This is a genomic window from Rathayibacter tanaceti (assembly GCF_009834165.1).
GTDB lineage: Bacteria > Actinomycetota > Actinomycetes > Actinomycetales > Microbacteriaceae > Rathayibacter > Rathayibacter tanaceti.
On record NZ_CP047186.1, the window covers coordinates 393,461 to 418,931 of the forward strand.

Genomic DNA, 25,471 nt, shown 5'->3' on the forward strand with positions numbered 1-25,471 from the left:
GTATCGAGCATTGCTCTCCAGTTCATCCGATTCGTCTCTACCTGTTAGCGCGAGGCCACGAGCCGGGTGCGGACCTGATCCAGGAGTCCTTCGAGCGCAGTGGTGGAGACCGCCCAGTAGATCGCGTTGATGGAGAGGGGCGGGTCAGCGTTGCCGTGCTGCATCACCTGCGCGAGGGCCTGTTTTCCGGGGAAGGCACTGCGGACATGGTCATTGTCACCGCGACTGCCGGTCATCGCTTACGCCGCACTCCTCGCCGAGCGTCAAGGACCCGGACGACCAGGCCGACTAGCCGTCGCAGGCCAAGCCGGGGCGTCCTGAGCCGACGCCGCCCCAGCGGAGGGGCGCACCCCTCGGTCGGCCTCACCACGGCCGGCCTGCCGGACTCAGTGGTGGAGCTGGTGCACCACCGCGTGCCCCCGACCGCTACTGATCAGCCAGCGGTTGACCGGAGTGGTGATCACGAAGGCCAGGGCGAGTGCGGCGACGAGCGATCCCCAGAACAGCCCGTCCGTGATCCCCGCGTCCATGGCGCCGGGGATGGCGAGCATCGCGGTGTTGTCGATGACCTCCATTACCGCGATCGAGACGGTGTCGGCGGCGAGAGCGATCCCGAGAGCGGCGCGCCACGAGACTCCAGCGCGCAGCACTCCGCGCATCGTCAGCGCGTAGCCGAAGGCGAAGGCGAGGGCGATCGAGAGCGCGACGGTGCCCAGGGAGTGCAGCCCGAGGCCGGTGCCGATGACCATGCCGAGCACCTCGCCGATGGCGCACCCAGTGAGGCAGTGCAGGGTCGCGGTCGCAGCCGCCCGCCATGATGTCGCGCGGGTGGTGTGCTGGTGCTCGGTCATTAGCTGCTCCTCCATCGTGGTCTACGAGGATTCAACATACCCCCGGGGGGTATATTCCCCGCGAGTCGCAGACAGCTCACGGCGAGCGCCGGTGAGGCCGCATCGAGCCCGCGGCACCGGGGCTGCGTAGTCTTGCCGGATGCGCAGCGCGACCGGAGGGATGGTGGTCGCCTCCTTCGTCTCGCGGATCCTCGGCTTCGCCCGGCTCGCGCTGCTCGTCGTCGCGATCGGCAGCACGAGCGCCTCGGTGGGCGGCCAGGTCTTCGAGGTCGCGAACTCGGCGCCGACGTACCTCTACGGACTCATCGCCGGCGGAGTGCTCGGCGCGGTGCTGGTGCCGCAGATGGTCCGAGCGCGGGCGGCGGGTCCGGAGGGAGTGCGGACCCTCGAGCGGCTGCTCACCGCGTGCCTCGGCGGCGCCGCCCTGCTCACGGTCGCCTGCACGCTCGCGGCTCCGGCGATCGTCGGGTTGTACGCGGGCGCCTGGTCGGCCGACTGGTCGCTGCTGGCCACGCAGATGGCGTACTGGTGCCTCCCGCAGATCTTCTTCTACGTCGTCTTCGCCGTCTTCTCGCAACTGCTCAACTCCGCCGAGAAGTACGGCCCCGGAGCGTGGGCCCCGGCGTTCGCGAACCTGGTCTCGCTGCTGGGCATCGGCGCCTTCCTGCTCGCGTACCCGGAGGCAGTGACGACTCCCGCCGACGGCTGGACTCCGGCGATGGTGACACTGCTCTGCGGGAGCGCGACCGCGGCGATCGCGGCGCAGGGCGTGATCGCCGCGGCCTTCGCCCGCGCGGTCGGCGTGCGCCTCCGGCCGCGGTTCGGGTTCGGAGGCCTCGGGGGAGTGTCGCGGGACGCGGTCTGGGTGCTGCTCGGAGCGCTGGTCGCCGAGGCCTCGTACGTGGTGGTCTCGAATGCGGCGACCGCGGCAGGCCAGACGATGAACCGGGCCGGAGTGGACGGGCCGAGTCTGAACTCGTTCTCGAGTGCGCAGCTGCTGCTCCTGCTGCCGCACGGCATCCTGGTCGTCTCGGTCGCGACCGCGATGTTCACGCCACTGAGCCGCGATCTGCATCGGGGCGACCGTGTAGCGGCGGCGACGAACCTGCGTCGCACCGAGGACTCCGTCCTGGCGGTCACGCTGCTCTCGACGGTCCTGTTCGTCGGAGCCGCGCCGCTGCTCACCCGCTTCGTCTTCGGGACGCCGGTGATCGGCGCGGTGCTGCAGGTGCTCGCTCTGAGCCTCGTCGGCTTCAGTCAGACGTACGTGCTCAACCGCGCGATGTTCGCGCTCGGCCGCGCCCGCGACTCCCTCATCACGCAGGTGCTTTCGGCCCTCTGCGTCGCGCTCGGTGCGCTGGTCGGCGGGCTGCTCCTCGGCCCGGAGCTCGTCGTGCCGGCGATCGCGCTCGGCACGGCGCTCGGGACGACCCTCTCGTGGGCGGTCGCGCGTCGCCTCGTCCGCAGGCACCTCGGAGGCGTGCCGCCGACGGCCGCGCAGGTCCGCGACCGTCGCTCCTCGCTCGTGGCCGCCGCTGCCTCGATCTGCCTGGCGGTGCCGGCCGGACTCCTGATCGAGGTGCCCGCCGACCGGATCGCGGCGGCGGCGATGCTGGTCCCCACGGGTCTCGCGATCGCGGCGGTCTTCGTGATCGTGCACCGCGTCGTCGGCCGCCGCTGGCTGTGGTCCCTCCTCCTCGGGGCGCCGTGACCGCTGATCTCGTCGCCCGCGCCCCTCGTGCGCTGCACTCCGGCCCCCGCACAGACGGGTCGCGAATGGGGGGGGCGGGTGCAGGAGGAGCCGCTGTACCGTGCCGCTCGCCCGAGGGAGCAGGGCGAGGTCGGCGGCCGCCGGGCCGCAGGCAGAAGGCACGTGGCAGGCGGCAGCAGGCAGAGTGGAGCAGGCGGAGTGGAGCAGGCAGAGTGGAGCAGCGCGTGGACGTCCTTGAGCGGATCGCCCGCCGGGCGCTCGACGCCGACGTCCCGGGGGTGCGTCTCGTCGGGATCGACGGCCCGTCCGGCTCCGGCAAGAGCACCCTGGCCGCGCGGGTGGCGACGCGGCTCGGCGCTCCGACCGTTCCGATCGACGACTTCGTGTCGTGGGGCGACGTCACGGGGTGGTGGCCGCGTTTCGAGGAGCAGGTGCTCGCCCCGCTGCTCGCCGGCCGCGACGCCGTCTACCAGCAGCGCGACTGGTCCGACTGGCGCGGCGACAGCCTCGGCGGCTGGCGCACCGTGGCCTGGGCGCCGGTGGTCGTTCTGGAGGGGGTGACCTGCACCAGGGGCGCGGCCGGCCCGCTCGCCTGCCGGGTCTGGGTCGAGACTCCGCGCGACGAGCGCCTCCGCCGGGGACTCGAGCGCGACGGCGCCGAGCACCGCAGCCTCTGGGAGCGGTGGATGCGCGAGGAGGACGCGTTCTTCGCCGCCGACGCCACCCGCGCCCGGGCCGATGTCGTCGTGCCGGGCACGGCCTGAGCCGGGTGCGCAGCGCGGGCCGGCGCAGCGAAGGCCTGCGCCTCGAGGCTCAGCGCGGGCCGCGCGCCAGCAGCGCGTGCAGCAGCGGCAGCACCGAGGCGCCCATCAGCAGCGCGCCGAGCACGCCGTCGTCCGGGCGCACGACGGCTCCCGCGACGAGCAGGCCTGCGAACAGAACGGCTGAGACGATGCGCCTGACCGTGCCCTCGATGCGGAGGAGCCGGCGCTCGACCGTGGGGACCGTCACGGCGAGCGTGCCGTCGTCGAGCCGCGTGGTCAGCTCGTCGAGCTTCCGCGGCAGGCGCCAGAGCAGGCCGAGGGTGTCGACGGCCTGCTTGCCGATGTCCTGCGCGACCGAGCCGCGCTCCTCCCGGATCAGCTGCTGAGCGTAGGGCTCGACCGAGTCCCACAGGTTGAAGGCCGGGTCGAGCGCGCTGCACACGCCCGAGGTCAGCGACATCGCACGGATCACGAGCAGGAAGTTCTCGGGCAGCTGGAACGGGAGCGAGCGCACGACGTCACCGAACTGCACGGCGAAATCGCGGAACTCGCGCGGATCCACCTCCCGCAGCTCCGCGAAGCCCATTCCGCCGAACCGGGCGAACAGCTGCGTCAGCGCCCGCTCGAGCTCGCGGGAGTCGGCGGAGGGGAGGAGGACGCCCACCGCGCGGGCGGCGTCGACGAGCCCCTTGCCGTCGCGGGACGCGGCGGCGATCAGCATCCGCCGCAGGCCCGCCCGCGTCGTCGGCGGCACCTCGCCCATCATCCCGAAGTCGATGAAGGTCAGCCGCCAGGGCAGTTCGGCGTCAGGTGTCGGAGTCACGAAGACGTTGCCGGGATGCGGATCCGCGTGGAAGTACCCGTTCGTGAAGAGCTGGTCGAACATCACCGCGGCGAAGACGGGAGCGACCTCGCGCGGGTCGATGCCTGCGGCGATGAGCGCGGCGTGATCGGTGATCTTGATCGCCGTCACGTCCTGGAGTGTGAGCACCTTGCGGGTCGAGCGCTCCCACACCACGTCGGGCACGGCGACCCGGGCGTCGCCCGCGAAGTCGCCGGCGAAGCGGACGGAGTTCGCCGCCTCCTGGAGGTAGTCGATCTCTTCGAGGCTGGTCGCCGCGAACTCCTCGACCAGGGCGGGGGCGTCGACCCGGTCGGACACCAGGCGCACGTGGCTGAGCCAGCCGCCGACGCGGCGGAGCGCGGCGAGATCGACCTCGACGATCGCGTCGATCCCCGGCCGCTGCACCTTGAGGATCGCGGTCGTGTGTCCGGTGTCGGCGGTGTCGGAGGGGGAGAGGCGCGCGCGGTGCGCCTGGCCGAGCGAGGCCGCGGCGACGGGCGACTCCTCGACTCCCGCGTACGCCCGCTCGAGCGGCATCCCCAGCTCTGCCTCGGCCAGGGCGCGGATGCGCGGGAACGGCACGGGCGGCACCTCGTCCTGGAGTCCCTCCAGCTCGCGGGTGATCTCGGGCGGCAGCACGTCCAGGCGCGACGACATGAACTGGCCGACCTTGATCATCAGCCCGCCCAGATCGACAGCCAGCACGTGGAAGCTGCGCGCGAACCGCCGCATCCGGCCCGGACGGGTGCGCAGACCGACACGCGAGAGACCGACACGGGGGAGCAGCAGATCGAAGAACCAGGTCACCGCGAGGTGCCACGCGGCGAAGCGGAGGATCCGGCGGTAGCGCCGCCGGTCCTCCCGTGCTCGGTGGCCCGGGGCGGCAGGACCCGGGCTGACCGAGGCCACCCGGGTCAGTCCTGCGCGAGGATCGCGTACAGGCGGCGGCGCACGTCCTCGAGTTCGGAGACGGCCTGCCGGATCTGGTCGGGGGTACCGGAGCGGCCGACCTGCGCCGCGGCCTGGGCGAGGTCGAGCCCCGCCTTGGGCAGCGCACCGAAGTCGACGTGGTCGGAGTCGTCCCACGGTGCCGAGGCGCCGTGCTCGGCGACCGCGGCGCGACCGGCGTCGGTCAGCGTGTAGGTCTTGCGGCCGTTCGACTCGTCGGCCGAGATGAGGCCCTCGTCGGCGAGCAGCTGCAGGGTGGGGTAGACGGAGCCGGGGCTCGGCTTCCAGCCGCCGCCGCTGCGCTCTTCGATCTCGTGGATGATCTGGTAGCCGTGCATCGGCTGCTCGGCGAGCAGCGCGAGCACGGCCGAGCGCACGTCGCCGCGGCCGACTCTGGAGCCGACGCGCTTCTCGACGCGGGAGCGGGCCTGCTCCATCGCGCGCCAGATGCTCTCGATGGGCGTGCCGGTGCCGAACGCACCGGTCGAGGACGAACCGTTCATGATGACCTCCTGTTTCTGCGAACGATACTCAGCGATATGGGTGGCGACTGTGAACGACTGCTCGTCCCGTCTCCGCTCAGGCGGTCAGGAGGGAGGCGATGCGCGTCGTCGTCGCGGCGGCTTCAGGGAGGGGCATCAGCATCCAGTCGTGCATCATCCCGGGGCTCTCGATGACGTCGACGCTCGTGCCGGGGGCGGTGGCCGCCCGCTCCGCGAACCGGTGGGCGTCCGGGTTGAGGATGTCACGGGTGCCCGTGAACACCGTCACGCTGCCCAGTCCCGCGAGGTCGGAGGCCATCGGATTGACGGCCGGGCTGTTCACGCCGTCCTCGCCCGCGTAGAGCGCGGCGAGTGCTCGCAGGTGCTCGGCCTTCAGCAGGGGGTCCCGCGGGGCGACCGCAGCGATCCCGGGATGCGAGACGGTCAGGTCCAGCGTCGGCGAGAGGAGGATCGTCGATTCGGGCCTGGCAGCCCCCTCGGGGAGGGCGCGCAGGAGGTTGAGGGCGATCGTCGCACCGGCGGAGTCGCCCATGAGCGCGGCCGGCGAGGTCGCCGTGATCGAGCTCCAGAGCGAGGTGAGGACGGGGAGGTGATCGGCGTGCGTCGCCCGCGGGACGAGCGGGTAGATCGGCACGACGAAGGCGCGCCCCGTCAGCCGGGCGAGCGTGGCGAGGAACGTCCAGTGGCCGGCGCGGATCTCGGCCGCCCACGCGCCTCCGTGGAGGTAGAGGACCGGGCCCGCCGTCTCGGCGGGCGGCGAGATCCGCAGCACCGGCCATCCGCCGACCTCGGTCTCGGTGACGCGGGTGCTGCGGCGGACCGAGCGCGGCGGTCCGTACTGCGCCGGGGTCGACGGCGTGCCGGTGAAGCGCGAGGGGTCGAACTGCTTCTCGCGGGTCCCGGAGAGGCCGATGACGGTGGCGAGGAGGCGGCTCCGCAGGCTCGGGGCTGCGGGCGTCGGGGTGAGGGCGTCGGGGTTCATGGGGGATCCGTTCTTGCGGCGTCGATCGCCGCGTGATGTACGCTAAACCTTGACATCAGAGTGAAGGTCAAGGGGAATCATGAAGATCGGCGAGATCGCCCAGCGCACGGGCGCCAGCACTCGGTCGCTCCGGTACTACGAGGGGCTGGGCCTGATCTCGTCGGAGCGCCGGGCGAACGGCTATCGCGACTACCGCGAAGAGACGGTCGCCGTCGTCGCGACCATCAAGTCCCTCCTGGGCCTGGGCTTCTCGACCGCGGTGATCGCCGACGTGATCGCCTGCGAGAACCGGGGCCTCTCGGGGAGCTGCGAGGCGGTGCGAGACCGGGTCGGCGAGCTCCGCGACGAGATGGAGGCTCGGGCTGACGAGCTCCTGCGCCGACGCGACGCGCTCGACGCGTCGCTCGCGGATCCGGTCGTTCGTGACGCGCTGCTGGCGCGCGCCGAGTCCCCGCGCGTTTAGTCCGCGGCGGGTTCCGGCCGGTCCGCTCCGATGCCCGCGGCGAGGGTCTCGAGCCCGCCGCGCAGCTGCTCCGCGCCGTCGGCTCCGAGGAGGCGGACGACCTTCTGCTCGACGGCGTCGATCGCCCTGTCCGCCTCGGCCAGAGCGGCGTGCCCGGGCGCGGTGAGATGCAGCTCGTGGACGTGGCTGTGGCGAGGGTGCGACCGGCGCTCGACGAGGCCGCGCGCCTCCAGCCGGGTGAGGAGTGAGGCGACCGCCTGCGGGGTGACGCCGATGCGCCGGGCCAGTTCGGCTCCGGTGAGCCCCGCGTCGGCCGCGAGCGTCGCCAGGAACGTGTAGTGCGCTGCGGCGAGACCGAGCGGGCGCAGCCCCCGCTCCTTCTCGGCCTGCACCGCGAGCTCCGCCCTGCGGAGTGCCCACACCACACGATCCGCGGCGCGTGCGTCGGCACGCTGATCTGCAACCATCCACCCAGGATACATCCATTGAGTGGTATAAAGTGCTTGATACCACTCAATGACATTAGGAGTCGTAATGACCAGACCTCTCGCCCTCGTGACCGGTGCCAGCAGCGGCATCGGTGCCGCCCTCGCCGCCGACCTCGCCGCCGACGGCCACGACCTCGTCCTCGTCGCCCGTCGCCAGGAGCGACTGCTCGAGCTCCAGGAGCGCTTCGCCGCCCTCGGTGCCACGACCGAGATCCTCGCCGAGGACCTCTCCGACCCCGCCGGACTCGAGCGCGTCGTCGCCCGCGCAGGAGCGGGCGACGTGGATCTCCTCGTCTCCAACGCCGGCGTCAGCGCCTACGGTCCCTTCGCCGAACTCGACCCGGAGGCGCTCCGCCGCGCGTGGACGTTGAACGCCGACGCCACGCCGCTCCTCACCCGGGCGGTGCTGCCGGGGATGCTCGAGCGCTCCCGCGGCGGCATCATCACCGTCGCCTCGACTCTGGCGTTCAGCGCCGGGATCGCAACCGCCCCCGACGGCGGCCGAGGGCTGCCGCAGCGGGCCCTTTACGTGGCGGCCAAGGCGGGCATCGTGGCGTTCACCCGCGTGCTCGCCGGCGAGCTCGCGGGCACCGGGGTGCGCGCGACGGTCGTCTGCCCCGGCCTGGTCTCGTCGGAGTGGAACGGCGGGGCCTCCGTCGTGCCTGCGGCGATGACTCCCGAGGACGTCGCCGTGGCGGCTCTGGCCGGCTTCGAGCGGGGCGAGGTCATCTGCCTGCCCGGACTCGAGGACGTCGGTCTGCTGGAGCGACTCGCCGAGTCGGAGCAGGGGATCACCTCGGGCAACATCCGGCCGACCCTGGCTCAGCGCTACACGGCCTGAGCCTCCCGCGGGGCCCGATGCACGAGGGGCCCGCCCGCCCGCCGATCTCGGCGAGGACGGGCGGGCCCCTCGTGTCGTGTCACTCGCCGGCGCAGATGCCCTCGACCGCCACCTTCTGGTAGAGGTGCGGGTAGGCGAGCGTGCCGTCCGGGTAGGCGGCGGCGTGCGCTGCGAACTCATCGGTCCGGGCAGCGGCCTTGAGGGCGGCGGGCGACGCCCATACGGCGACGTTCGTGAAGAGCCGGCTCCCGGCGATGCCGCGGTAGAGCTGCACGGCCAGGAGGTTCCCGGTCCGCTTCATGTACTCGGCGTCGGCGGCCCACGCGGCCAGCACCTCCTCCTCCGCGCCCTCCGGGGCGACGAAGGTGTTGATGATGGTGACGGGGCCGGTCTCGACCTCGTGCTGGAGCGAGATCGGGGTGGAGCTGTCGAGAGTGGCGATCTGGAGCATGGGGTCCTTCTCTTCTTTCTGGTGGTGGTGATGGTGCGGGGGAGCTGCGGGCTACGGGTGGAGGAGGACCTTGCCGTCCGAGCGGCCGGTCTCGACGAGGGCGCTCGCCTCGTGCACCGCGGCGAGCGGGAATCCGGCGGCGACGCGGACGGTGAGCTCGCCCGCCTCCACCAGGGCGGCGTACCGCGCGAGCGAGGTTCCGAAGCGGCGGTTCTGCCCCGAGAAGACGACTCCCAGTTCGAACGCGCGCGGATCGCTCACCGTCACCAACCGCTTCGTGCCGCCGAGCAGCTCGATCGAGAGCTCCAGCACAGAACGGCCCGTGATGTCGGCGATCGCGTCGATGCCGTTCGGGGTCACGGCCGAGATCCGCTCGGCCTGCCCGGGACCGTAGGCGACCGGCACGACCCCCAGCGACCGCAGGAAGTCGTGGTTCTTCTCGGAGGCGGTGCCCACGACGGTCGCGCCGCGACGGAGCGCGAGCTGCGCGGTGAAGGCTCCGACGATCCCGGAGGCGCCGTGGACGACCAGCGTCTCTCCGGCGGTGACGGCGAGCTCCTCCAGCACCCGATCGGCCGTCTCGAGTCCCACGGGGAGGGCCGCGGCCGTGTCCCAGCTCAGGCCGGCCGGCTTCAGCGCCCAGTCGTCGGCGATCGCGTGCTCGGCGTACGAGCCGGTGACGGTCGGCGCCAGCACGGCGTCGCCGACCGCGACTCCGTGCACGCCCTCGCCGACCTCGTCGACGATCCCGGCGGCTTCCAGGCCCGGAGTGGCGGGCAGCTGCGAAGCCATGTCTGCCATCCAGCCGTGGCGGATCTTGACGTCGACCGGGTTCATCCCCGCCGAGACGACCCGGAGGCGGATCTGCCCGGCGCCGGCGTGCGGGGCGTCGACGTCCTGCACCTGCAGAACGTCCGTGTCGCCGAACTCGGTGTACAGCACTGCTTTCATGGGGGCTCCCGTCCTCGTTGCTCTTCTCCCTCCAGCCTGCCGCGGCTCGACTCCGGCCGGACTGGCCGAAGGGTCGGAGCATCCTGGCCGAACGGTCAGTCCTTGCACTGCCGCCCGGACGGGCGGCGGTCTACCGTCGGAGTCATGGATCTGATGTCCTCCGTGGAGGTTCTCCGGGCTCCCCTGACCGAGACGCAGGCGCGGCTCTCCGCGCTGCTCGCCGACGCCGTCCCGCACAGCGTGATCGCCCAGCTGGCGGCCAACTGCCCGTTCGCTCCCTTCAAGAGCCTCGGCGCCTCGCCCGGCGCGCCGGGCTCATCGATCAGCGTCGCCGACATGACCGGGATCGGCGAGAGGGCCGGGTCGCCGGGTGCGTGGCTCGGGCGGGCGGTGGTCGCGAACGTCGAGGTGCCCGTGCTGGCTCTGGTCAGCGGCACCGGCGAGCAGCGCGCCCTGCTCGTCCTGATCCGGACGGACGAGGAGCCGATCGACCCCGACGACATCCGGGCGGCCGTAGGGCTCTGGGAGGTGGTCACCGCGCACCGCGACGGCCTGCGGAACGAGGCGGCGCCGGAGTGGCTCGCCATCTCGCGTGCGGCGGCCTCAGCCCGCGCCGTCGCGCTGGCCGAGCTCGGAGACGCGCACTCGGTGCTGCTGACTGCGCTCGTCGCCGTCCTGCGCGATCGCACGCTGGCCGACGCCGAAGCGAGGAGGCGCACGCTCGATGTCGCCGTCAGCGGTCTCGTGGAGCTGAGGTCGCGGCTCGAGCTCGACCGGATCCTCGCCGAGGAGAGTGCGGCCGAGGCGTCCTCGTCGCTGACCGCCTCCCTCCTGCGCATGACCGGACCGCGGGGCGTGCGCCTCGACGTCAGCCCGCTGCGCGACGACGACGCGTCGGGCAGATCGCTGCCGGCGGACGTCGCCGCGACGGCGCGGGCGAGTGTCAGGACCATCGTGCAGACGATGCTCGAGGAGCAGTCCGGACTCCGCCGGATCCACGTCGGCTGGCGGCTGACGGACGCCGATCTCGTGGCCACGGTGCGCGACGACGGCCCGGGTGCGCTCGCGCGCGAAGCCTTCGACTCCTCCCGTGTGCAGGAGCGGCTGACCGCGGTGGGCGCCCGGCTCGACGTCGACGCTGTGCCCGACTGGGGCACGACGGTCGTCGTTTCGGTTCCGATCACCGCTCAGCCGACTCCGCGGACCGATCCGCTCGCCGCCCTCAGTCAGCGCGAGCTCGACGTCGCCCAGCACCTCCTGCGGGGCAGCCGCAACCGCGACATCGCGCGGGCGCTGACCGTCTCGGAGTCGACGGTGAAGTTCCACCTGGCGAGCATCTTCAAGAAGCTCGACGTCGACTCCCGGAGCCGGGCGGCCGCGGTCGTGGCCGCGGCGCAGCTGCCCTGACAGCGACTCCGGGTCGCGGAGCCGCCGCGTCGTCGGCTCCCGGGCGATCCTCGGTGCTGGTCTGCGAGAAGGCCCGGTGGGAGTGGATGAGGCGTCCTGGTGCAGTCCGTGCGGCTCGATCGAACGCTCCGATCGGGGCGGGCTCTCGACGACGAGCTCGTCTGAGTGCTCAGTCCCGATCGAGCCGCCGGATCAGCGCTGCCGCCGTGGCCCGGCCGGCCCGGTCGGCTCCGACCGTCGACTGCGACGCGCCGTAGCCGATGAGGTGCACGCGGCCGTCGGCTCGCGCCTGCGGTCGGAGCACGGTGTCGCTGCTGGTCGTCGTCCCGTCGGCCCCGACCACGTGGCGTCGACCGAGCGCCGTGAACAGGGGGCGGCGCTCGAGGACTCCGCGCCGCCGCGCCTCCAGGGCGTAGCTCGTCCAGCCCAGACCGGTGCACGAGACAACGCCGACGGGAGGCCTGCCCTCGGCCGCCTCGTAAGCCGCGAAGCAGCGGGGCACGGCGTCCCGGCTGATCCGCGGCGCCGACTGTCGGGCCAGGGAACGACGAACGGCCGGCCCCGCAGGAGCCGGCCGTTCGGGTCGCAGGCCCTACAGGCCCTGCGACAGGCGGTAGTACGCCGCGTTGGAGCGGATGTCGGCCTCGAAGCCGCGCAGCGTGGTCGACTCGTCGATCACCAGCAGCTCGACACCGGCGATGCGGGCGAAGTCCTCCCACGCCTCCAGGCCGATCTGGGTCGTCATGACCGTGTGGTGCGCAGCGCCGGCGGTGATCCAGGCCGCAGCGCTCGTGCCGAAGTCCGGAGCGGGCTGCCAGACGGCGCGGCCGACGGGGAGGTGCGGGAGCGTTTCGGGGGGCTCGACGTTCTGCACCGTGTTCGCCACCAGGCGGAAGCGTTCGCGCACGTCGCTCAGCGCGACGACGACGGCAGGGCCCGCATCCGCGGTGAAGACCAGGCGCACCGGGTCCTCGCGGCCGCCGATGCCCAGCGGGTGGATCTCGAGCGAGGCGCGCTCGGAGGACAGGGACGGCGAGACCTCGAGCATGTGCGCGCCGAGGATGAGCTCCTCGCCGGGCGTCATGTCGTAGGTGTAGTCCTCCATCAGGCTGGTGCCGCCGGGCAGGCCGGCGCCCATCACGGCGGCGATGCGGATGAGGACGGCCGTCTTCCAGTCGCCCTCGCCGCCGAAGCCGTAGCCGTCTGCCATCAGGCGCTGCACGGCCAGGCCGGGGAGCTGGCGCAGACCGCCGAGGTCCTCGAAGTTGTCGGTGAACGCCTCGAAGCCGCCCTCCTCGAGGAACGCGCGCAGGCCGATCTCGACCGCGGCGCCGTAGCGGAGCGACTCGTGGCGCTCGCCGCCGGGGAGCAGCTCGGGTGCCACGTCGTAGCTCTCGACGTACTCGGCGACGAGCGCATCGATGTCGGCGGCCGTCGCAGCATCCACGCGCTCGACGAGCTCGTTGACGCCCCACGTGTTGACGCTGACGCCCAGGCGGATCTCGGCCTCGGTCTTGTCGCCCTCGGTGACGGCGACGTTGCGCATGTTGTCGCCGAAGCGCGCGACCTTCATGCTCTGCGAGGCGGCCCAGCCCGAGGCGGCGCGCGACCAGATGCCGATCGACTCCGTGACCCGGGCGTCGCTGGCGTGGCCGACGACGGTCTTCCGGGGCACGCTCATCCGGCTGAGGATGTAGCCGTGCTCCCGGTCGCCGTGCGCGGCCTGGTTGAGGTTCATGAAGTCGAAGTCGATGTCCTGCCACGGCAGGGCGACGTTCGCCTGGGTGTGGAAGTGCAGCAGCGGCTTGGCGAGCGCGTCGAAGCCGTGGATCCACATCTTCGAGGGGCTGAAGGTGTGCATCCAGGTGATGACGCCCACCACGGAGTCGTCGGAGTTCGCCTCGATCATGGTGCGGCGGATCGCCTCGGAGCTCTTCAGCACCGGCTTCCACTCGATGGTCACCGGGATCGCGCTCGCCTCGTTCAGCTGCGCGACGACGGCCTGCGACTGCTCGGCGACCTGGCGGAGGGTGTCCTCGCCGTAGAGGTCCTGGCTGCCGGTGAGGAACCAGACGGTGCGGGTGGCGAGGTCGGGGATGATGCTGCCCGATCGAGGGCTGCTGGTCGTGCTCATGCGATGGCTCCGGTGGGGTTCTGTCCGTAGACGTTCTGGTAGCGGTCGAACAGGGCGTCGATCGACTCCTGCGGGAGGGGGACGAGTTCGCCGCCCTGCCGCGCGAGGTGCACGGTGCGGGCGACGTCCTCGGCCATGACGGCCGCCTTCACGGCGTCCTTCGCGTCCTTGCCGATGGTGAAGACTCCGTGGTTCTGCATCAGGACCGCGCGCGAGCGGTGCCCCGAGAGTGTCGCGACGATGCCGCGGCCGATGGAGTCGTCGCCGATGATCGCGAACGGGCCGATCGGGATCTCGCCGCCGAACTCGTCCGCCATCGCCGTGATGACGCAGGGGATCGGCTCGGCGCGGGCCGCCCACGCGGTGGCGTAGGTCGAGTGCGTGTGCACGACTCCGCCGACCTCGGGCATCTCGCGGTACACGTAGGCGTGTGCGGCGGTGTCGCTGGAGGGGCTGCGGTCGCTGCCGGGCGTCCCGGGGACGACGGTGCCGTCGAGGTCGCAGAGGATCATGTTCTCGGGGGCGAGCTCGTCGTACGAGACGCCGCTGGGCTTGATCACGAACAGGTCGGCGCCGGGCACGCGGCCCGAGATGTTGCCGCCGGTCCAGATCACGAGGCCGTAGCGGACCAGCTCGGCGTGGAGGCGGGCGACGTCCTCGCGGACGCGGGCGATCGCCTCCTCGGTGGCGGCGGTGTGAGTGGTCATGCGGTCGCTCCCTGGTTCTGCGGGTCGGTGAGGGTCTCGACGGCGGCCTGCTCGACGGCGAGGCCGGCGCGGTAGCGCTCGAGGTAGGCGGAGAAGCCGGCGACGTCGCCGGCGTCGGGCGCGACGGTCTCGAAGCCGGCGTCGCCGAAGACCTGGCCGGTGAGGTACTCGTCGAGCGCGACTCCGCTCTGCAGGCGGTAGGCGGCGAGCACGGCCATGCCCCACGGGCCTCCCTCGGAGGCGGTCGCGGCGACGGACACGGGCGCGTCGAGCGCGCCCGCGAGGAAGCGCTGGGCGACTCCGGCGGTGCGGAACATGCCGCCGTGCGCGAACATCTCGTCGATCCGGACGCCCTCGCCGGCGAGGACCCGCATGCCCAGCGCGAGCGTGCCGAACACCCCGTAGAGCTGGGCGCGCATGAAGTTGGCGAGCGTGAGACGCGAGTCGGGAGTGCGCACGACCAGCGGGCGGCCCTCGACCAGGCCAGCGATCGGCTCGCCCGCGAGGTGGTTGTAGGCGAGCAGTCCGCCCGCGTCGGCCTCGCCCTCGAGCGCCTCGGCGAAGAGGGTGCCGTAGACGGCGTCGCTGTCAGAGGGTCCGCCCGAGGCCGCAGCGAACCGGGAGAAGAGGCCGACCCAGCCGGCGAGCTCGCTGGCGCCGTTGTTGCAGTGCACCATCGCGACGAGGTCGCCCGCGGGGGTCGCGACCAGGTCGAGCTCGTGGTGCACGCTCTCGAGGGGCCGCTCGAGGACGACCATCGCGAAGATGCTGGTGCCGGCGCTGACACTACCGGTGCGCGGGGCGACGGAGTTCGTGGCCACCATGCCGGTGCCGGCGTCGCCCTCGGGCGGGCAGGCGGGGGCGCCGGGCCGGAGGGAGCCGGTGGGGTCGAGCAGGAGCGCGCCGTCGGCGGTGAGCGCGCCGGCGTCGGCGCCCGCGGGGAGCACGGTCGGCAGCAGCTCGCGCAGCGGCTTCACGGCGCCTGCCGCGCGCTCGTCGTAGCGGTCGACGACGCTCTGGTCGTAGTCGCGGGTGGCCGGGTCGGTCGGGACCATGCCGGAGGCGTCGCCGACTCCGAGGACCTTCTCGCCGGTGAGGCGCCAGTGCACGTAACCCGCGAGGGTGGTGAGGAAGTCGATCCGCTCGACGTGCGGCTCGGAGTCGAGGACCGCCTGGTGCAGGTGCGCGAGCGACCAGCGCAGCGGAATGTTGACGCCCAACAGCTCGGTGAGCTCGGCCGACGCGGGGCCGGTGCTGGTGTTGCGCCAGGTGCGGAAGGGGACGAGCGGTGACCCGTCCGCGTCGAACGGGAGGTAGCCGTGCATCATCGCCGAGACGCCGAGCGCGCCGACCGTGGTGAGCTGCACGCCGTGGCGGGTCTGTGCGTCGGCGACGAGGTCGGCGTAGGCGGCCTGGAGGCCGGCGTGCACGGCGTCGAGGGAGTAGGTCCAGCGGCGGTCGACGAACTGGTTCTCCCACTCGTGGCTGCCGACTGCGAGGACCGTGGAGGGGTCGGCCGCATCGACCAGGCACGCCTTGATCCGGGTGGAGCCGAGTTCGATGCCGAGGGCGGTGGCGCCGCTCGCGATCACGTCGGCGGGGGTGGGCCTGCGCTGGTCCATCATGCTCCTCGCTCGGGCGATGTGACCGTTCACAAAGCCCCGGGTCAGCGTAGGCGAAACGGCTCGCGGTCGGCAAGCAAGCGGGGGTCCGGGCCCGGCCGTCGATCCGTCGCGGGAGGTCGGATCGACTGCTGCGCGGCTCCCGCAAGCCCCTTCCGCCGCGCGCGCTCCCGCGGTCCTCTGAAGCATGCGTGAGATGAAGCTCGTGAGACTCGTGACCCGCCTCGAGAACGCCGCCGCCCTCGATCCGCTCGTGGGCCGGGTGCGGAAGGCCGTGAACGGCGTGATCCGCCCGCAGCCGGTGCGCGACGTGCTGCACGGCGTCCCGGTCGGCCACCCCGTGCATCCGTTGCTCGTCCTCGTGCCGACCGGCGCCTGGGTGTCGGCGGCGGTGCTCGACCTGCTGCCCGGGAACCAGCGTGCGGCGCGGTCCCTTGTGGGCCTCGGCGTGGTCAGCGTCCTGCCGACCGCCGCCTCCGGCTTCACCGACTGGTCGGAGCTGCACGAGCAGCAGACCCGCGTCGGCCTCGTGCACTCGGCGGCGAACGTGGTCGCGACGGGCCTCTACGCGGCGTCCTGGCTGCAGCGCCGGCGCGGTCGCACGACCAGCGGGAAGGTGCTCGGGATGCTCGGCCTCGCCGTCGTCTCGGGCGGCGGCTACCTGGGCGGCCACCTCAGCTACCGGCAGGCCGCCGGAGCGAACCACGCCGAGGACGTCCCGCACCGCTTCCCCTCCGGCTGGCAGGCGTTCGGCCTCCTGGCGGACGTGCCCGAGCGGACCCCCGTGAAGAAGGAGGTCGCCGGCCTGCCCCTGCTGGCCTTCCGGCGGGGCGAGCGGATCGACGTGCTCTCGAACGTCTGCAGCCACCTCTCCGGCCCGCTCGACGAGGGAGAGGTCTCGGCGGACGCCTCGGGGGCGGCGTGCGTGTTGTGCCCCTGGCACGGCAGTGCCTTCTCGCTCGAGACCGGCGAGGTGCTGCGCGGTCCGGCCACCTCGCCGCAGCCGCGGTTCGAGACGCGGGTGCGCGAGGGGCGGGTGGAGGTGCTGCTGCCGCACGCGGGGTGAGGCGTAGGGCGCGACGCGCGTACACGCGGGGTGAGCGCGGGCGCCTGCGGCGGTCAGCTCCGCGGCGCCGCCGTCGACGCTCGTTCCAGCAGCATCGGCGGCACCGGGCGGTCGACGGCGGGCGCCTCGCCGCGCAGCTCGGCCAGCACGACGCCGATGGTGCGGCGGCCGACCTCGGCGAAGTCCTGCCGGATGGTCGTCAGCGGCGGCTGGTAGTGCGCCGCCTCGGGCACGTCGTCGAAGCCGACGACGCTGAGGTCCTCGGGTACGCGCAGCCCCCGCTCGGCGCAGGCGTGCAGGAGTCCGAGCGCCATCTGGTCGTTGCCGGCGAACACCGCTGTCGGCACCGGTGTCTCGTCGAGGATCCGCAGGCCCGCGCGGTAGCCGGACTCAGCGCTCCAGTCGCCCTCCACGACGCCGGCCGGCGCGAGTCCTGCCGCGCGCATCCCCGAGGTGAAGCCCTCGAGCCGGGCCTGCGCCTCCACCCAGTGCTGCGGCCCGGCGAGGTGCGCGATGCGGGTGTGGCCGAGGCCGACGAGGTGCTCGGTGGCGAGCCGCGCGCCGGCGGCCTGGTCGACGAGGAGGAGGGAGTCGGCTCCGCGGCCGGTCGCGCCGAGCGTCACCGAGGGGACCTCGATCGCGAGGGTCTCGATCGCCTCGAGGGCGCGCTCCTGCGGGGCGAGGACGACGATCGCCTCCACCGACTCCCGCTGCAGGTGCGCGAGGCCGTCGGCCAGCGACTCCGCATCGGGCGCCGCGTTCACCACCGGTACGCGGTAGCCGGCATCGCGCGCCGCCTGCTCGATCGCGGCCATCGCCGTCGCGGTTCCGTAGAAGCTGTGGCTCTCGGCGGCGAGGATCCCGATCAGGCCGGAGCGGCTGGTCGCGAGGGCCCGGGCGGCCGCGCTGGGGCGGAAGCCGAGGTCCTCGATCGCCGCGAGCACGCGCTCCCGAGTGCGAGGCCGCAGCTGCGGGCTGTCGTTGAGCACCCGCGAGACCGTCTGGTACGACACTCCGGCCCGCTCCGCGACGTCGCGGATGGTCGGCGCGCGGTCGGTGGGCATGGCGACACCGTAGCGGTGCGCGCGCCCCCGCCCCATGTCGCGGGGAGGGGAGCGGAGAGGAGAGCGGCGGGTGGGTCAGGGGCCGCCGAGCCAGTGGTCGATGCGGTGGTGGTCGGGGGTGAAGCCGTGGTCGACGCCCCAGAGGACGGCCTGCGTGCGGCTGGTCGCGCCGATCTTGCCGTAGACGCTGCGGATGTAGGACTTCACCGTGTTCGGGCTGAGGTAGGTGAGCGCCGCGACGTCGGCGTTGCTCTTGCCCTGCGTGATCAGCGCGAGGATCTCCGACTCCCGGTCGGTGATCCCCTCGTGGCGCCCCGGCCAGTCCAGCCCCGGCGCAGAGCCGGCGCGGCGCGGAGGCTCACTGACCACGACCTCGCCCGCCGCGACCCGCTCCAGCGCGGCGACGAGCTCGCGCGCCGGCAGCGTCTTGGAGAGGTACCCGTGCACGCCCTGCTCGAGGGCGTCCTCGACGAGGGCCGGCGCGAAGTTCCAGGTGTAGACGACGACGTGCTCGGCGCGGGGGTTCCGCACCAGCTCCGCGATCTCGTTGTGGTCCGCCTCCGGCTGCGCGAAGGAGTCGTAGAGGACGAGGTCGATCCGGTCCGAGAGCGAGGCGTTCGCGTCGATCTCGGCGACGACCACCCGGTCGCGGTAGTGGTCGAACATGTGCGCGAGACCCGTCAGCACCACGTCGTAGTCGTCGACCAGCGCGACGGTGAGGGGCGAACGGCGGGTCATGGTCGGACGCTACCGCACCGCCGGCCGCCGCGAGCACACCCCCAGGGGTGTACCGGCTCCTCCTCCGGGGTGGTTGGGTAGCCCTCGGTCCCGCAACCGCGGAACCGACCAGCGGGCCCCCGCCCGCACTAAGGAAGGACGACCGCCATGCTCGGTCTCATCATCAGCCTCATCGTCGTCGGACTCATCGCGGGAGCGCTGGCCCGGCTCATCGTCCCCGGGAAGCAGAGCATCAGCATCGGCATGACCATCGTGCTCGGCATCGTCGGCTCGTTCGTCGGCGGCTTCCTCGGCTTCCTGATCTTCCAGCACGACCCGATGGACGGCTTCCTCCAGCCCGCCGGAATCATCGGCTCCATCATCGGAGCGATCATCGTCCTGCTCGTCTACACCCGCTTCGCAGGCCGCTCCGCCGCGCGCCGCTGATCCCCGTCCGTGATCCGGCCGGTCGACACCACCGGATCACGGGCCGGCGGCCCTACCGTCACGACTCGATCCACGAGGTGCCGACCCTGTCGAAGGCCAGCCGGGTCCCACCCGCCTCGAGCCTGTCGTTGTGGAGTCGTCGGCGGTGCGGCTGCCCTGCGTCAGCCTGTTCGGGCCTGCGGGGGCCGACCGCTCCGGTCGAGCCGCGCGAAAGCGGCGTCGACCGTCTCGCGGAAGTCGGCGTCCTCGCTGGCGGCCCACTCCTCCCAGGCGACGTCGACCGCGGCGAGGCCCGCCGCGGCGAGCACTCGGGCGGTCAGTGGCTCCGTGCCCCGGGTGACGAGGGCCGCCGCCAGTGACTCCGCGCCCTCGGCCCGGCGCTCGCGCAGCCGCGCCTTGAGGGCGAATTCGCTCCCGATCAGCCGGAGCCTGGCGCGGTAGGCGTCGGGTGCGCGGGTCGCGACGTCGATCACGGGTTCGACGGCGGCGCGGATCAGCCCCCAGCCGGTGAGCGGGGAGTCGGCGGGCAGCGCGAGCACGGGCGCGGCGTAGTCGACCCGGTCGCCCTCGACCGCGGCGACCACGACGTCCTCTTTGCTGCGGAAATAGCGGAAGAACGTGGCGCGCGAGACCCCGGCCTGTCGTGCCGCCTCCTCGACGGTGACCTCGGAGTATCCGCGCTCGAGGAAGACGGCGAGCACCGCGTCGGCGAGCTCCGCGCGCAGGATGGCGCGGGTGCGGTCGCGGAGTGGTGCTGTCATGCGGTCAGCCTAAGAGATCGGCCGGGGCCGTCCCTCACGGATGAGACTCAGTCTCGTGTGTGATATTCACTATCACGACGACCTCGTCGCCCATCCCGACCGAAGGAGACCCCATGGTCCTCACCTCGAAGAACACCCTCCAGGAGTGGCTGGACGACTCCGTCGGCGGCCCGATCCTCCGCGGCGTCCTCGCGCGGGCCGGCCAGTCCGAGGAGGCGCTGCACCCGGCCCGGCAGCTCACCCTGCGCGCGATGGTGGAGCTGGGCGGCGGCGCGTTCCCGCAGGAGCTCGTCGACACGCTGGTGGCGCAGGCGAACGGCGGCGTGATCCCGCCGGAGGAGACGGAGGAGGCGCCGCGGGAGGCGTCAGGCCGCTTCGCCGGCAGGACGGTCATCGTCACAGGCGCCGGTTCGGGCATCGGCCGGGCGACGTCCCGCCGCATCGTCCGGGAGGGCGGACGCGTGGTCGCGGTCGACGTCGTCCCCGCCGGGATCGAGGCGCTCGCCGCGGCCGCTCCCGAGGGCTCGGTCGTCACCGTCACCGCCGACATCACCTCTCCCGACGGAGTCGCATCGATCGTGGCCGCGGCGGGAGGGCGCATCGACGGCCTCGCGAACATCGCGGGGATCATGGACGGCATGACTCCGCTGCACGAGACGGAGGACGCGCTCTGGCGCCGGGTGTTCTCGGTGAATGTCGACGGCACGTTCGCACTCAGCCGCGCCGTGCTGCCGGCGATGCTCGAGGCCGGTCGCGGGGCGATCGTGAACGTGGCGTCCGAGGCCTCGCTGCGCGGCAACGCGGCGGGCACTGCCTACACGGCGTCGAAGCACGCGGTCGTCGGCATCACGAAGAGCTCGGCATTCCTCTACGGACCCTCGGGCGTGCGCACCAATGCGGTCGCTCCTGGCCCCACGGCCACGGCGATCGAGGGCACGATGTCGAGCGACTTCGCGCGCGAGCGCCTCGCGCCGTTCATGGCGCTGATCCCGCCCGTGGTCGAGGCCGACCGCATGGCCGCCTCCATCACGTGGCTGCTGAGCGACGACTCCGCCAACATCAACGGCGTCGTGCTCGCCTCCGACGGCGGCTGGTCGGTGCAGTAGCGGCGATCAGTCGCGCGCCCGCAGCTCCCGGCTGATCGCCCGCAGGCCGGTCTCGAGAGCCTTGAGTTCCTCGAGCGAGAGCCGCGCGAGCACGTCCTCGCCGAGCTCAGGCCGTGCGGCCATCAGCTCGCGGACCACGGAGCGGCCCAGGTCGGTGGCGTGGATCCGCCGCACGCGCTGATCGGCGTGGTCGGTCTCGCGCACGACCAGGCCGCTCGCTGCGAGCCGGTCGACGAGTTTCGACATCGACGGCATCGAGACTGCGAAGCTCTGCGCGAGCCCGGCCCCGGTGGCCCCCTGCTCGGTCGTCACGATCACCGAGAGGGCCTTCAGCTGCTGGATCGTCAGGTCGGTGGTGAGCAGCGGAGCGAGGACGCGCGGGATCGAGCGGACCGTGATCCCGATCGTCAGTGCCTCGATTCCCGAGAGGGCGCGGGCGCGGGGATCCATCGGACCACCGTAGGTCTCAGCGGATGCCCCGTGTAATTACTTAGATCGAAGCTAACCTTGTGACATCCCCCACCGATCCGGAGTCGTGTCGGCGCAGGCGGGTTCCCTCCCGCCGTCGTCCCGGTCCCGGGCTGCGCCGTCGCGCCGATCCGCGAGACGAGAGCGAGCAGACCATGACCGACACCACCACCGCCTCCGACCAGCAGCGCCTTGAGGTCGCGCGCGCGAAGTATCGCGCCGAGCGCGACCGCCGGGCCCGCCCCGATGCCGCGTCGCAGTACCGCCGAGCGGCGGGCGAGTTCGGCTACTACGCGAAGGACCCGTACACGGAGCGCGTCGAGCGCGAGCCGGTGAACGATCGCGTCGAGGCGCTCGTGATCGGCGCCGGCTTCGGCGGCCTGCTCACCGCGTCGCGGCTGCGCGAGGCGGGCGTGGAGTCGCTGCGCCTGATGGACGAGGCCGGTGACGTCGGCGGTACCTGGTACTGGAACCGCTACCCCGGCGTGCGCTGCGATATCGAAGCGTCCGTCTACCTGCCGCTGCTGGAGGAGGTCGGCACGGTGCCCTCCGAGCGTTACGCGCCGGGCGAGGAGATCCGTCGGCACGCGGTCGCGATCGCCGAGCACTACGGCCTCTACCGCGACACCCTCTTCCAGACCCGCGCGACCGCGCTGACCTGGGACGAGGACGCGGAGGAGTGGCTGGTCGAGACGGATCGCGGCGACCGGTTCCGCGCCCGCTTCCTCGTGACCTCCTCCGGCACCCTCACCCAGCCCAAGCTGCCCGGCATCCCGGGCATCGAGACGTTCCGCGGCCACACCTTCCACACCAGCCGCTGGGACTATGGCTACACCGGCGGCACGCCCGACGGCGGCCTCACCGGCCTCGCCGACAAGCGCGTCGCCGTCGTCGGCACCGGCGCGACCGGCCTCCAGGTGATCCCGCACGTCGGCGAGGACGCGCGCGAGCTGATCGTGTTCCAGCGCACGCCGTCGACCGTCGACGTGCGCGACAACCGGCCGACCGACCCGGAGTGGGTCGCGTCGCTGCGCCCGGGGTGGCAGCGCGAGCGGATGGAGAACTTCCTCGCGGTGCTCGCCGGCGAACCGGTCGAGGAGAGCCTCGTTCAGGACGGCTGGACGAAGACGGTCGAGCTGCAGCGCCAGATCCTGTCGGGCTCGGTCGACACATCGCTGCCGCCGGAGGAGCGCGAGCGGCGCGACGAGCTGGCCGACCTCGACACGATGGACCGCCTCCGTGCGCGCGTCGACGCGACCGTCGAGGACCCGGCCACCGCCGCAGCGCTCAAGCCCTGGTACCGCTACATGTGCAAGCGGCCCGGCTTCAGCGACACCTATCTGCCCACCTTCAACCGCCCGAACGTGCGCCTGGTCGACACCGCCGATACCGGCGGCATCACGCGGATGACCGAGACGGAGATCGTCGTCGGCGACACGGCCTACGAGGTCGACTGCGTGATCTTCGCCACCGGCTTCGAGGTCGGGATCTCGGGGGTGATGTCGGGCACGCTGCCCGTCGTCGGCCGGGGCGGGCGCACTCTGCTGGAGGCCTGGGAGCGCGGACCGCGGACGCTGCACGGCTTCTCGTCGCACGGCTTCCCGAACCTGTTCCACCTCAGCGGCATCCAGAACGCCAACTCGGTGAACTTCGCGCACATCCTGCTCGAGCAGGCCGAGCACATCGCCGCGGTCATCGCCCGGGGCCGCGAGGTCGGCGCCCGCTTCCTCGAGCCGTCGGCCGAGGCGGAGGAGGCGTGGGTGCGCACCGTGCGCGAGACCGCCGCCGACACGCGTGCGTTCCAGGCGGAGTGCACGCCCGGCTACTACAACGGCGAGGGCACCCGCTCCATCGGCGGCGCCTCCTACAGCCCGGGCCCGATCGCGTTCCACCGCCTGTTGCGCGCCTGGCGCGAGGAGGGGATGGGCGACGTGCTCGTCGGCTCCGGAGTCGAGGCGTCGCGATGAGGTGGCGTGCGGTCGCCGTGCCGGTGCTGCTCGCCGGGGCGCTCGCGGGGTGCACGGAGGCGAGAGATCCGGATGGTTCACCGCCGTCGGTCGTGACCGCCGAGCGCGTCCTGCGAGTCACCGACGTCCACGAGGCGACCGGGATGACCCTGCTCGAGGGGCCGACCTTCGGCGCGGACGGCCGCCTCACCGTGGTCGATGTGACGGCTCCTCCCGGCGCCGCCAAGGTGCTGCGCATCGATCTCGACGAGGGGAGCGTGGAGCCGGTGTGGAGCGACGACCGCTCGGCGCTCACCTCGGCGCAGTTCGGCCCGGAGGACGGCCGGCTCTACGTGACCGACTTCCTCGGCGGGTCGATCCTGAGCATGACGCCCGACGGCGAGGACGTGCGCGAGGTGGCCGGCGGCCCGGTCGACGGGGTGCCGATGCAGCCGGACGACCTCACCTTCGGTGCCGACGGCGCGCTCTACGTGAGCGATGCGGCCGGCGCGCAGGATCCGTACTGGGAGGCCTCGGGGCGCGTGATCCGTGTGGATCCCGAGACGGGGGAGTCGACCGTGCTCGCCCGCGACCTGCCCTCGCCCAACGGCATCGCCTTCTCCCCCGACCACGGCGAGCTGTGGGTCAGCATGAACACGGGCAACCGGATCGACCGGCTCACCCTCGCCGAGGGCGGCGCCGAGGTCGCGACCGCGTTCCCCGCGATCCATGCCTCGCCCGGCATCGGCCAGCTCGACTCGATCGCGGTCGACGCCGCCGGCAACCTCTACGTGGGCCTGCACGGCCGCCCCGAGATCCTCGTCTACGACGCCTCCGGAGCCCTCGTGCAGACCGTCACCGTCGCCGAGCCCGGGGTGACCTCGGCGACCAACGTCGCGATCCGGCCGGGCACGACGGAGGCGTTCGCGACCGTGAGCGGACCGGACGGCGGCTTCGTCCACACCTTCGAGGCGCTCGCCGAGGGCGTGCCGCAGTCCAACGGAGGCTGAGCCGCGATGACCCGCATCCAGCCTCCGCGCACCGTCGTCCGCGATGCTCGGGCGATGCCGCTCGTCGTCCCCGATGCCCTCGTCCCGCTCGCGCTCCGGCTCGCCCGGGCGAACCGCACCTTCGTGACCGCGGAGGGCGCGCGCCGCCGCATCCGAGCGCGGGCTCTGCGGCCCGCCTCCTACGGGCCACCGCCGCGCCTGCGGTCGGGGGTCCGTGTCGACGCCGAGCAGGTCGACGGCTGGCCCGTCTACACACTGCTCCCGCGAGGGGAGGTGCGCGGCGGGCTGGTCTACGTGCACGGCGGCGGCTGGGTCAACGAGATCGTGCCGCCGCACTGGTGGCTCGCTGCCCGCATCGCCGACGAGGCCGCGCTCGCGGTGACGCTCCCCATCTACCCGCTCATCCCCTTCGGCACCGCGCTCGAGGCGCGCGACGGCGTGCGCGCCCTGGTGCTGCGCAGCCTCGACCGCCACGGTCCGACCCGTCTCGGCGGTGACTCCGCTGGCGGGCAGATCGCCCTCTCCACCGCCCTCGCCCTGCGCGACGACGGCGTCGTGCTCCCTCGGACCACGCTGATCTCGCCGGCCCTCGACCTGTCGTGGAGCAACCCGCGGATCCCCGAGGTGCAGCCGAGCGATCCGTGGCTCGGGACCCGGGGCGGCCGGGTGCTCGCCGATCGCTGGCGCGGCTCGCTGGACCTGCTCGACCCGGTGGTCAGCCCGCTGTTCGGCGACCTGGCGGGGCTCGGGCCGCTCACCGTCTTCACGGGCACGCGCGATGTCCTCAATCCGGATGCGCATCTGTTGGCCGAGCGGGCGGCCGTGGCGGGCGTGCCGTTCGAGCTGCACGAGGCGGTCGGGCAGGTCCACGTGTACCCGTTCGTGCCGACGCGGACCGGGCGCGCGGCGCAGGACGACCTGGTCGAGGGGCTGCGCGCGGCGGTGTGAGGGGCGCCGGGGTTGTGCAGGTCGGTCGGGGCGTCACAACGAAGGTTCAGAGGGGCGCAGACGGCTCTCCGGCTCGTCCGAGCGCTCTCAGCCTTCGTTGTGCAGGTGCGCCGGCCCGGACCAGACCTCGCGGCATCCCCGAGCGCCGGCTCGACGCTCCTCCCCAGGTGAGCGAGCGGAGGCGCTGTCCACAGATCTCGGCGACCCCCGCCCACGGCCTTCGTGTCCTGCTAGCGTTTCCTGGGTCGCGTCCAAGAAACGCGAGCCCTCC

27 protein-coding genes are annotated in these 25,471 nt (G+C 72.8%); 11 read left to right on the plus strand and 16 right to left on the minus strand.

The genetic code is table 11. From position 1 onward, the window contains the following. Positions 1 to 44: 44 nt before the first annotated feature. Together GSU10_RS01825 and GSU10_RS01830 are read right to left on the minus strand one after the other, a co-directional pair. Entirely contained in the window at positions 45 to 236 is a 192-nt protein-coding gene (locus GSU10_RS01825) for a hypothetical protein (RefSeq protein WP_068213425.1), read from the minus strand. 150 nt (positions 237 to 386) lie between these two features. Then, on the minus strand, positions 387 to 851 hold the full coding sequence (locus tag GSU10_RS01830; RefSeq protein ID WP_199220897.1) for a DUF4396 domain-containing protein: 465 nt from the start codon (positions 849 to 851) through the stop codon (positions 387 to 389). A gap of 139 nt (positions 852 to 990) precedes the next feature. Here GSU10_RS01830 and murJ point away from each other — a divergent pair, with 139 nt between their 5' ends. Continuing rightward, positions 991 to 2,562, plus strand: coding sequence for a murein biosynthesis integral membrane protein MurJ (gene murJ / locus GSU10_RS01835; protein ID WP_068213410.1), 1,572 nt, complete (start codon positions 991 to 993; stop codon positions 2,560 to 2,562). A gap of 212 nt (positions 2,563 to 2,774) precedes the next feature. Next, positions 2,775 to 3,326 carry a uridine kinase family protein gene (locus GSU10_RS01840; RefSeq protein WP_199220896.1) on the plus strand — a complete coding sequence of 184 codons (552 nt, stop codon included), beginning with the start codon at positions 2,775 to 2,777 and terminating at the stop codon, positions 3,324 to 3,326. Between the two features lie 49 nt (positions 3,327 to 3,375). Here GSU10_RS01840 and GSU10_RS01845 read toward each other — a convergent pair whose 3' ends face one another. The 3 genes from GSU10_RS01845 to GSU10_RS01855 form a co-directional block, all read right to left on the minus strand. Then, positions 3,376 to 5,079: an ABC1 kinase family protein gene (locus GSU10_RS01845; RefSeq protein WP_068212197.1), complete on the minus strand. Its 1,704-nt coding sequence runs from the start codon at positions 5,077 to 5,079 to the stop codon at positions 3,376 to 3,378. 5 nt (positions 5,080 to 5,084) lie between these two features. After that, positions 5,085 to 5,621, minus strand: coding sequence for a PadR family transcriptional regulator (locus GSU10_RS01850; protein WP_068212198.1), 537 nt, complete (start codon positions 5,619 to 5,621; stop codon positions 5,085 to 5,087). Positions 5,622 to 5,697: 76 nt separating this feature from the next. After that, positions 5,698 to 6,603: an alpha/beta hydrolase fold domain-containing protein gene (locus tag GSU10_RS01855; RefSeq protein ID WP_132505738.1), complete on the minus strand. Its 906-nt coding sequence runs from the start codon at positions 6,601 to 6,603 to the stop codon at positions 5,698 to 5,700. A 79-nt stretch (positions 6,604 to 6,682) separates the two neighbouring features. Here GSU10_RS01855 and GSU10_RS01860 point away from each other — a divergent pair, with 79 nt between their 5' ends. Then, positions 6,683 to 7,066 (plus strand): MerR family transcriptional regulator, encoded by a 384-nt coding sequence (locus GSU10_RS01860; protein ID WP_068212200.1) that lies wholly within the window; start codon positions 6,683 to 6,685, stop codon positions 7,064 to 7,066. Here GSU10_RS01860 and GSU10_RS01865 read toward each other — a convergent pair. Beyond that, positions 7,063 to 7,533 carry a MarR family winged helix-turn-helix transcriptional regulator gene (locus GSU10_RS01865; protein ID WP_068212201.1) on the minus strand — a complete coding sequence of 157 codons (471 nt, stop codon included), beginning with the start codon at positions 7,531 to 7,533 and terminating at the stop codon, positions 7,063 to 7,065. The genes GSU10_RS01860 and GSU10_RS01865 overlap by 4 nt on opposite strands. A 67-nt stretch (positions 7,534 to 7,600) precedes the next feature. Between GSU10_RS01865 and GSU10_RS01870 the strand changes: the two genes are divergently transcribed. After that, positions 7,601 to 8,395: an SDR family NAD(P)-dependent oxidoreductase gene (locus GSU10_RS01870; protein WP_199220895.1), complete on the plus strand. Its 795-nt coding sequence runs from the start codon at positions 7,601 to 7,603 to the stop codon at positions 8,393 to 8,395. A gap of 79 nt (positions 8,396 to 8,474) precedes the next feature. Here GSU10_RS01870 and GSU10_RS01875 read toward each other — a convergent pair whose 3' ends face one another. After that, positions 8,475 to 8,846, minus strand: a complete 372-nt coding sequence (locus GSU10_RS01875) for an antibiotic biosynthesis monooxygenase family protein (RefSeq protein WP_068212202.1) — start codon at positions 8,844 to 8,846, stop codon at positions 8,475 to 8,477. Positions 8,847 to 8,897: 51 nt separating this feature from the next. Next, positions 8,898 to 9,797 carry an NADP-dependent oxidoreductase gene (locus GSU10_RS01880; RefSeq protein ID WP_132505732.1) on the minus strand — a complete coding sequence of 300 codons (900 nt, stop codon included), beginning with the start codon at positions 9,795 to 9,797 and terminating at the stop codon, positions 8,898 to 8,900. Positions 9,798 to 9,941: 144 nt separating this feature from the next. On the opposite strand from GSU10_RS01880, the gene GSU10_RS01885 reads away from it, so the two are divergent. Then, on the plus strand, positions 9,942 to 11,204 hold the full coding sequence (locus GSU10_RS01885; protein ID WP_132505729.1) for a helix-turn-helix transcriptional regulator: 1,263 nt from the start codon (positions 9,942 to 9,944) through the stop codon (positions 11,202 to 11,204). A gap of 169 nt (positions 11,205 to 11,373) precedes the next feature. Here the strand turns inward: GSU10_RS01885 and GSU10_RS01890 are convergent, their stop codons facing one another. The 4 genes from GSU10_RS01890 to GSU10_RS01905 all read right to left on the minus strand — a co-directional run bounded on the left by GSU10_RS01890 (position 11,374) and on the right by GSU10_RS01905 (position 15,667). Beyond that, the gene (locus tag GSU10_RS01890) at positions 11,374 to 11,706 is read right to left on the minus strand and encodes a hypothetical protein (protein WP_132505726.1); all 333 of its coding nucleotides are present in this window, start codon (positions 11,704 to 11,706) and stop codon (positions 11,374 to 11,376) included. A 90-nt stretch (positions 11,707 to 11,796) separates the two neighbouring features. Further along, positions 11,797 to 13,338, minus strand: coding sequence for an L-arabinose isomerase (gene araA, locus GSU10_RS01895; RefSeq protein ID WP_068212203.1), 1,542 nt, complete (start codon positions 13,336 to 13,338; stop codon positions 11,797 to 11,799). After that, the gene (locus GSU10_RS01900; protein WP_068212204.1) at positions 13,335 to 14,045 is read right to left on the minus strand and encodes an L-ribulose-5-phosphate 4-epimerase; all 711 of its coding nucleotides are present in this window, start codon (positions 14,043 to 14,045) and stop codon (positions 13,335 to 13,337) included. Before GSU10_RS01900 ends, araA begins: the two co-directional genes overlap by 4 nt. After that, a complete protein-coding gene (locus tag GSU10_RS01905; protein WP_132505723.1) occupies positions 14,042 to 15,667 on the minus strand; it encodes a xylulokinase in 1,626 nt (541 codons plus the stop codon). Before GSU10_RS01905 ends, GSU10_RS01900 begins: the two co-directional genes overlap by 4 nt. 187 nt (positions 15,668 to 15,854) lie before the next feature. Between GSU10_RS01905 and GSU10_RS01910 the strand changes: the two genes are divergently transcribed. Next, on the plus strand, positions 15,855 to 16,733 hold the full coding sequence (locus GSU10_RS01910; protein WP_068212015.1) for a Rieske (2Fe-2S) protein: 879 nt from the start codon (positions 15,855 to 15,857) through the stop codon (positions 16,731 to 16,733). A 53-nt stretch (positions 16,734 to 16,786) separates the two neighbouring features. On the opposite strand, the gene GSU10_RS01915 is transcribed toward GSU10_RS01910, so the two are convergent. Continuing rightward, entirely contained in the window at positions 16,787 to 17,797 is a 1,011-nt protein-coding gene (locus tag GSU10_RS01915; RefSeq protein ID WP_132505720.1) for a LacI family DNA-binding transcriptional regulator, read from the minus strand. Between the two features lie 75 nt (positions 17,798 to 17,872). Further along, complete coding sequence (locus GSU10_RS01920; RefSeq protein ID WP_068212021.1) at positions 17,873 to 18,535, minus strand: response regulator transcription factor; 663 nt, start codon at positions 18,533 to 18,535, stop codon at positions 17,873 to 17,875. 147 nt (positions 18,536 to 18,682) lie between these two features. Here GSU10_RS01920 and GSU10_RS01925 point away from each other — a divergent pair, with 147 nt between their 5' ends. Continuing rightward, the gene (locus GSU10_RS01925; RefSeq protein WP_068212023.1) at positions 18,683 to 18,961 is read left to right on the plus strand and encodes a GlsB/YeaQ/YmgE family stress response membrane protein; all 279 of its coding nucleotides are present in this window, start codon (positions 18,683 to 18,685) and stop codon (positions 18,959 to 18,961) included. A 161-nt stretch (positions 18,962 to 19,122) separates the two neighbouring features. Here the strand turns inward: GSU10_RS01925 and GSU10_RS01930 are convergent, their stop codons facing one another. Further along, a complete protein-coding gene (locus GSU10_RS01930; protein WP_068212026.1) occupies positions 19,123 to 19,722 on the minus strand; it encodes a TetR family transcriptional regulator in 600 nt (199 codons plus the stop codon). Between the two features lie 113 nt (positions 19,723 to 19,835). Here GSU10_RS01930 and GSU10_RS01935 point away from each other — a divergent pair, with 113 nt between their 5' ends. Beyond that, positions 19,836 to 20,828: an SDR family NAD(P)-dependent oxidoreductase gene (locus GSU10_RS01935; RefSeq protein WP_068212028.1), complete on the plus strand. Its 993-nt coding sequence runs from the start codon at positions 19,836 to 19,838 to the stop codon at positions 20,826 to 20,828. A gap of 6 nt (positions 20,829 to 20,834) precedes the next feature. On the opposite strand, the gene GSU10_RS01940 is transcribed toward GSU10_RS01935, so the two are convergent. Further along, entirely contained in the window at positions 20,835 to 21,278 is a 444-nt protein-coding gene (locus tag GSU10_RS01940; RefSeq protein ID WP_068212030.1) for a MarR family winged helix-turn-helix transcriptional regulator, read from the minus strand. 173 nt (positions 21,279 to 21,451) lie between these two features. On the opposite strand from GSU10_RS01940, the gene GSU10_RS01945 reads away from it, so the two are divergent. The 3 genes from GSU10_RS01945 to GSU10_RS01955 are packed head-to-tail and all read left to right on the plus strand — an operon-like array spanning position 21,452 to position 25,200. Continuing rightward, complete coding sequence (locus GSU10_RS01945; RefSeq protein ID WP_068212032.1) at positions 21,452 to 23,263, plus strand: flavin-containing monooxygenase; 1,812 nt, start codon at positions 21,452 to 21,454, stop codon at positions 23,261 to 23,263. Further along, the gene (locus tag GSU10_RS01950) at positions 23,260 to 24,252 is read left to right on the plus strand and encodes an SMP-30/gluconolactonase/LRE family protein (protein WP_068212034.1); all 993 of its coding nucleotides are present in this window, start codon (positions 23,260 to 23,262) and stop codon (positions 24,250 to 24,252) included. Before GSU10_RS01945 ends, GSU10_RS01950 begins: the two co-directional genes overlap by 4 nt. A 6-nt stretch (positions 24,253 to 24,258) precedes the next feature. Continuing rightward, positions 24,259 to 25,200 (plus strand): alpha/beta hydrolase fold domain-containing protein, encoded by a 942-nt coding sequence (locus GSU10_RS01955; protein ID WP_236713643.1) that lies wholly within the window; start codon positions 24,259 to 24,261, stop codon positions 25,198 to 25,200. Positions 25,201 to 25,471: the final 271 nt, after the last annotated feature.

Coding starts and splice junctions, on each gene's coding strand:
- GSU10_RS01825 (WP_068213425.1), bottom strand. CDS start 236: ATGACCGGCAGTCGCGGTGACAATGACCATGTCCGCAGTGCCTTCCCC.
- GSU10_RS01830 (WP_199220897.1), bottom strand. CDS start 851: ATGACCGAGCACCAGCACACCACCCGCGCGACATCATGGCGGGCGGCT.
- murJ (WP_068213410.1), top strand. CDS start 991: ATGCGCAGCGCGACCGGAGGGATGGTGGTCGCCTCCTTCGTCTCGCGG.
- GSU10_RS01850 (WP_068212198.1), bottom strand. CDS start 5,621: ATGAACGGTTCGTCCTCGACCGGTGCGTTCGGCACCGGCACGCCCATC.
- GSU10_RS01855 (WP_132505738.1), bottom strand. CDS start 6,603: ATGAACCCCGACGCCCTCACCCCGACGCCCGCAGCCCCGAGCCTGCGG.
- GSU10_RS01860 (WP_068212200.1), top strand. CDS start 6,683: ATGAAGATCGGCGAGATCGCCCAGCGCACGGGCGCCAGCACTCGGTCG.
- GSU10_RS01865 (WP_068212201.1), bottom strand. CDS start 7,533: ATGGTTGCAGATCAGCGTGCCGACGCACGCGCCGCGGATCGTGTGGTG.
- GSU10_RS01870 (WP_199220895.1), top strand. CDS start 7,601: ATGACCAGACCTCTCGCCCTCGTGACCGGTGCCAGCAGCGGCATCGGT.
- GSU10_RS01875 (WP_068212202.1), bottom strand. CDS start 8,846: ATGCTCCAGATCGCCACTCTCGACAGCTCCACCCCGATCTCGCTCCAG.
- GSU10_RS01880 (WP_132505732.1), bottom strand. CDS start 9,797: ATGAAAGCAGTGCTGTACACCGAGTTCGGCGACACGGACGTTCTGCAG.
- GSU10_RS01885 (WP_132505729.1), top strand. CDS start 9,942: ATGGATCTGATGTCCTCCGTGGAGGTTCTCCGGGCTCCCCTGACCGAG.
- araA (WP_068212203.1), bottom strand. CDS start 13,338: ATGAGCACGACCAGCAGCCCTCGATCGGGCAGCATCATCCCCGACCTC.
- GSU10_RS01900 (WP_068212204.1), bottom strand. CDS start 14,045: ATGACCACTCACACCGCCGCCACCGAGGAGGCGATCGCCCGCGTCCGC.
- GSU10_RS01905 (WP_132505723.1), bottom strand. CDS start 15,667: ATGGACCAGCGCAGGCCCACCCCCGCCGACGTGATCGCGAGCGGCGCC.
- GSU10_RS01910 (WP_068212015.1), top strand. CDS start 15,855: ATGCGTGAGATGAAGCTCGTGAGACTCGTGACCCGCCTCGAGAACGCC.
- GSU10_RS01915 (WP_132505720.1), bottom strand. CDS start 17,797: ATGCCCACCGACCGCGCGCCGACCATCCGCGACGTCGCGGAGCGGGCC.
- GSU10_RS01920 (WP_068212021.1), bottom strand. CDS start 18,535: ATGACCCGCCGTTCGCCCCTCACCGTCGCGCTGGTCGACGACTACGAC.
- GSU10_RS01925 (WP_068212023.1), top strand. CDS start 18,683: ATGCTCGGTCTCATCATCAGCCTCATCGTCGTCGGACTCATCGCGGGA.
- GSU10_RS01930 (WP_068212026.1), bottom strand. CDS start 19,722: ATGACAGCACCACTCCGCGACCGCACCCGCGCCATCCTGCGCGCGGAG.
- GSU10_RS01935 (WP_068212028.1), top strand. CDS start 19,836: ATGGTCCTCACCTCGAAGAACACCCTCCAGGAGTGGCTGGACGACTCC.
- GSU10_RS01940 (WP_068212030.1), bottom strand. CDS start 21,278: ATGGATCCCCGCGCCCGCGCCCTCTCGGGAATCGAGGCACTGACGATC.
- GSU10_RS01945 (WP_068212032.1), top strand. CDS start 21,452: ATGACCGACACCACCACCGCCTCCGACCAGCAGCGCCTTGAGGTCGCG.
- GSU10_RS01950 (WP_068212034.1), top strand. CDS start 23,260: ATGAGGTGGCGTGCGGTCGCCGTGCCGGTGCTGCTCGCCGGGGCGCTC.
- GSU10_RS01955 (WP_236713643.1), top strand. CDS start 24,259: ATGACCCGCATCCAGCCTCCGCGCACCGTCGTCCGCGATGCTCGGGCG.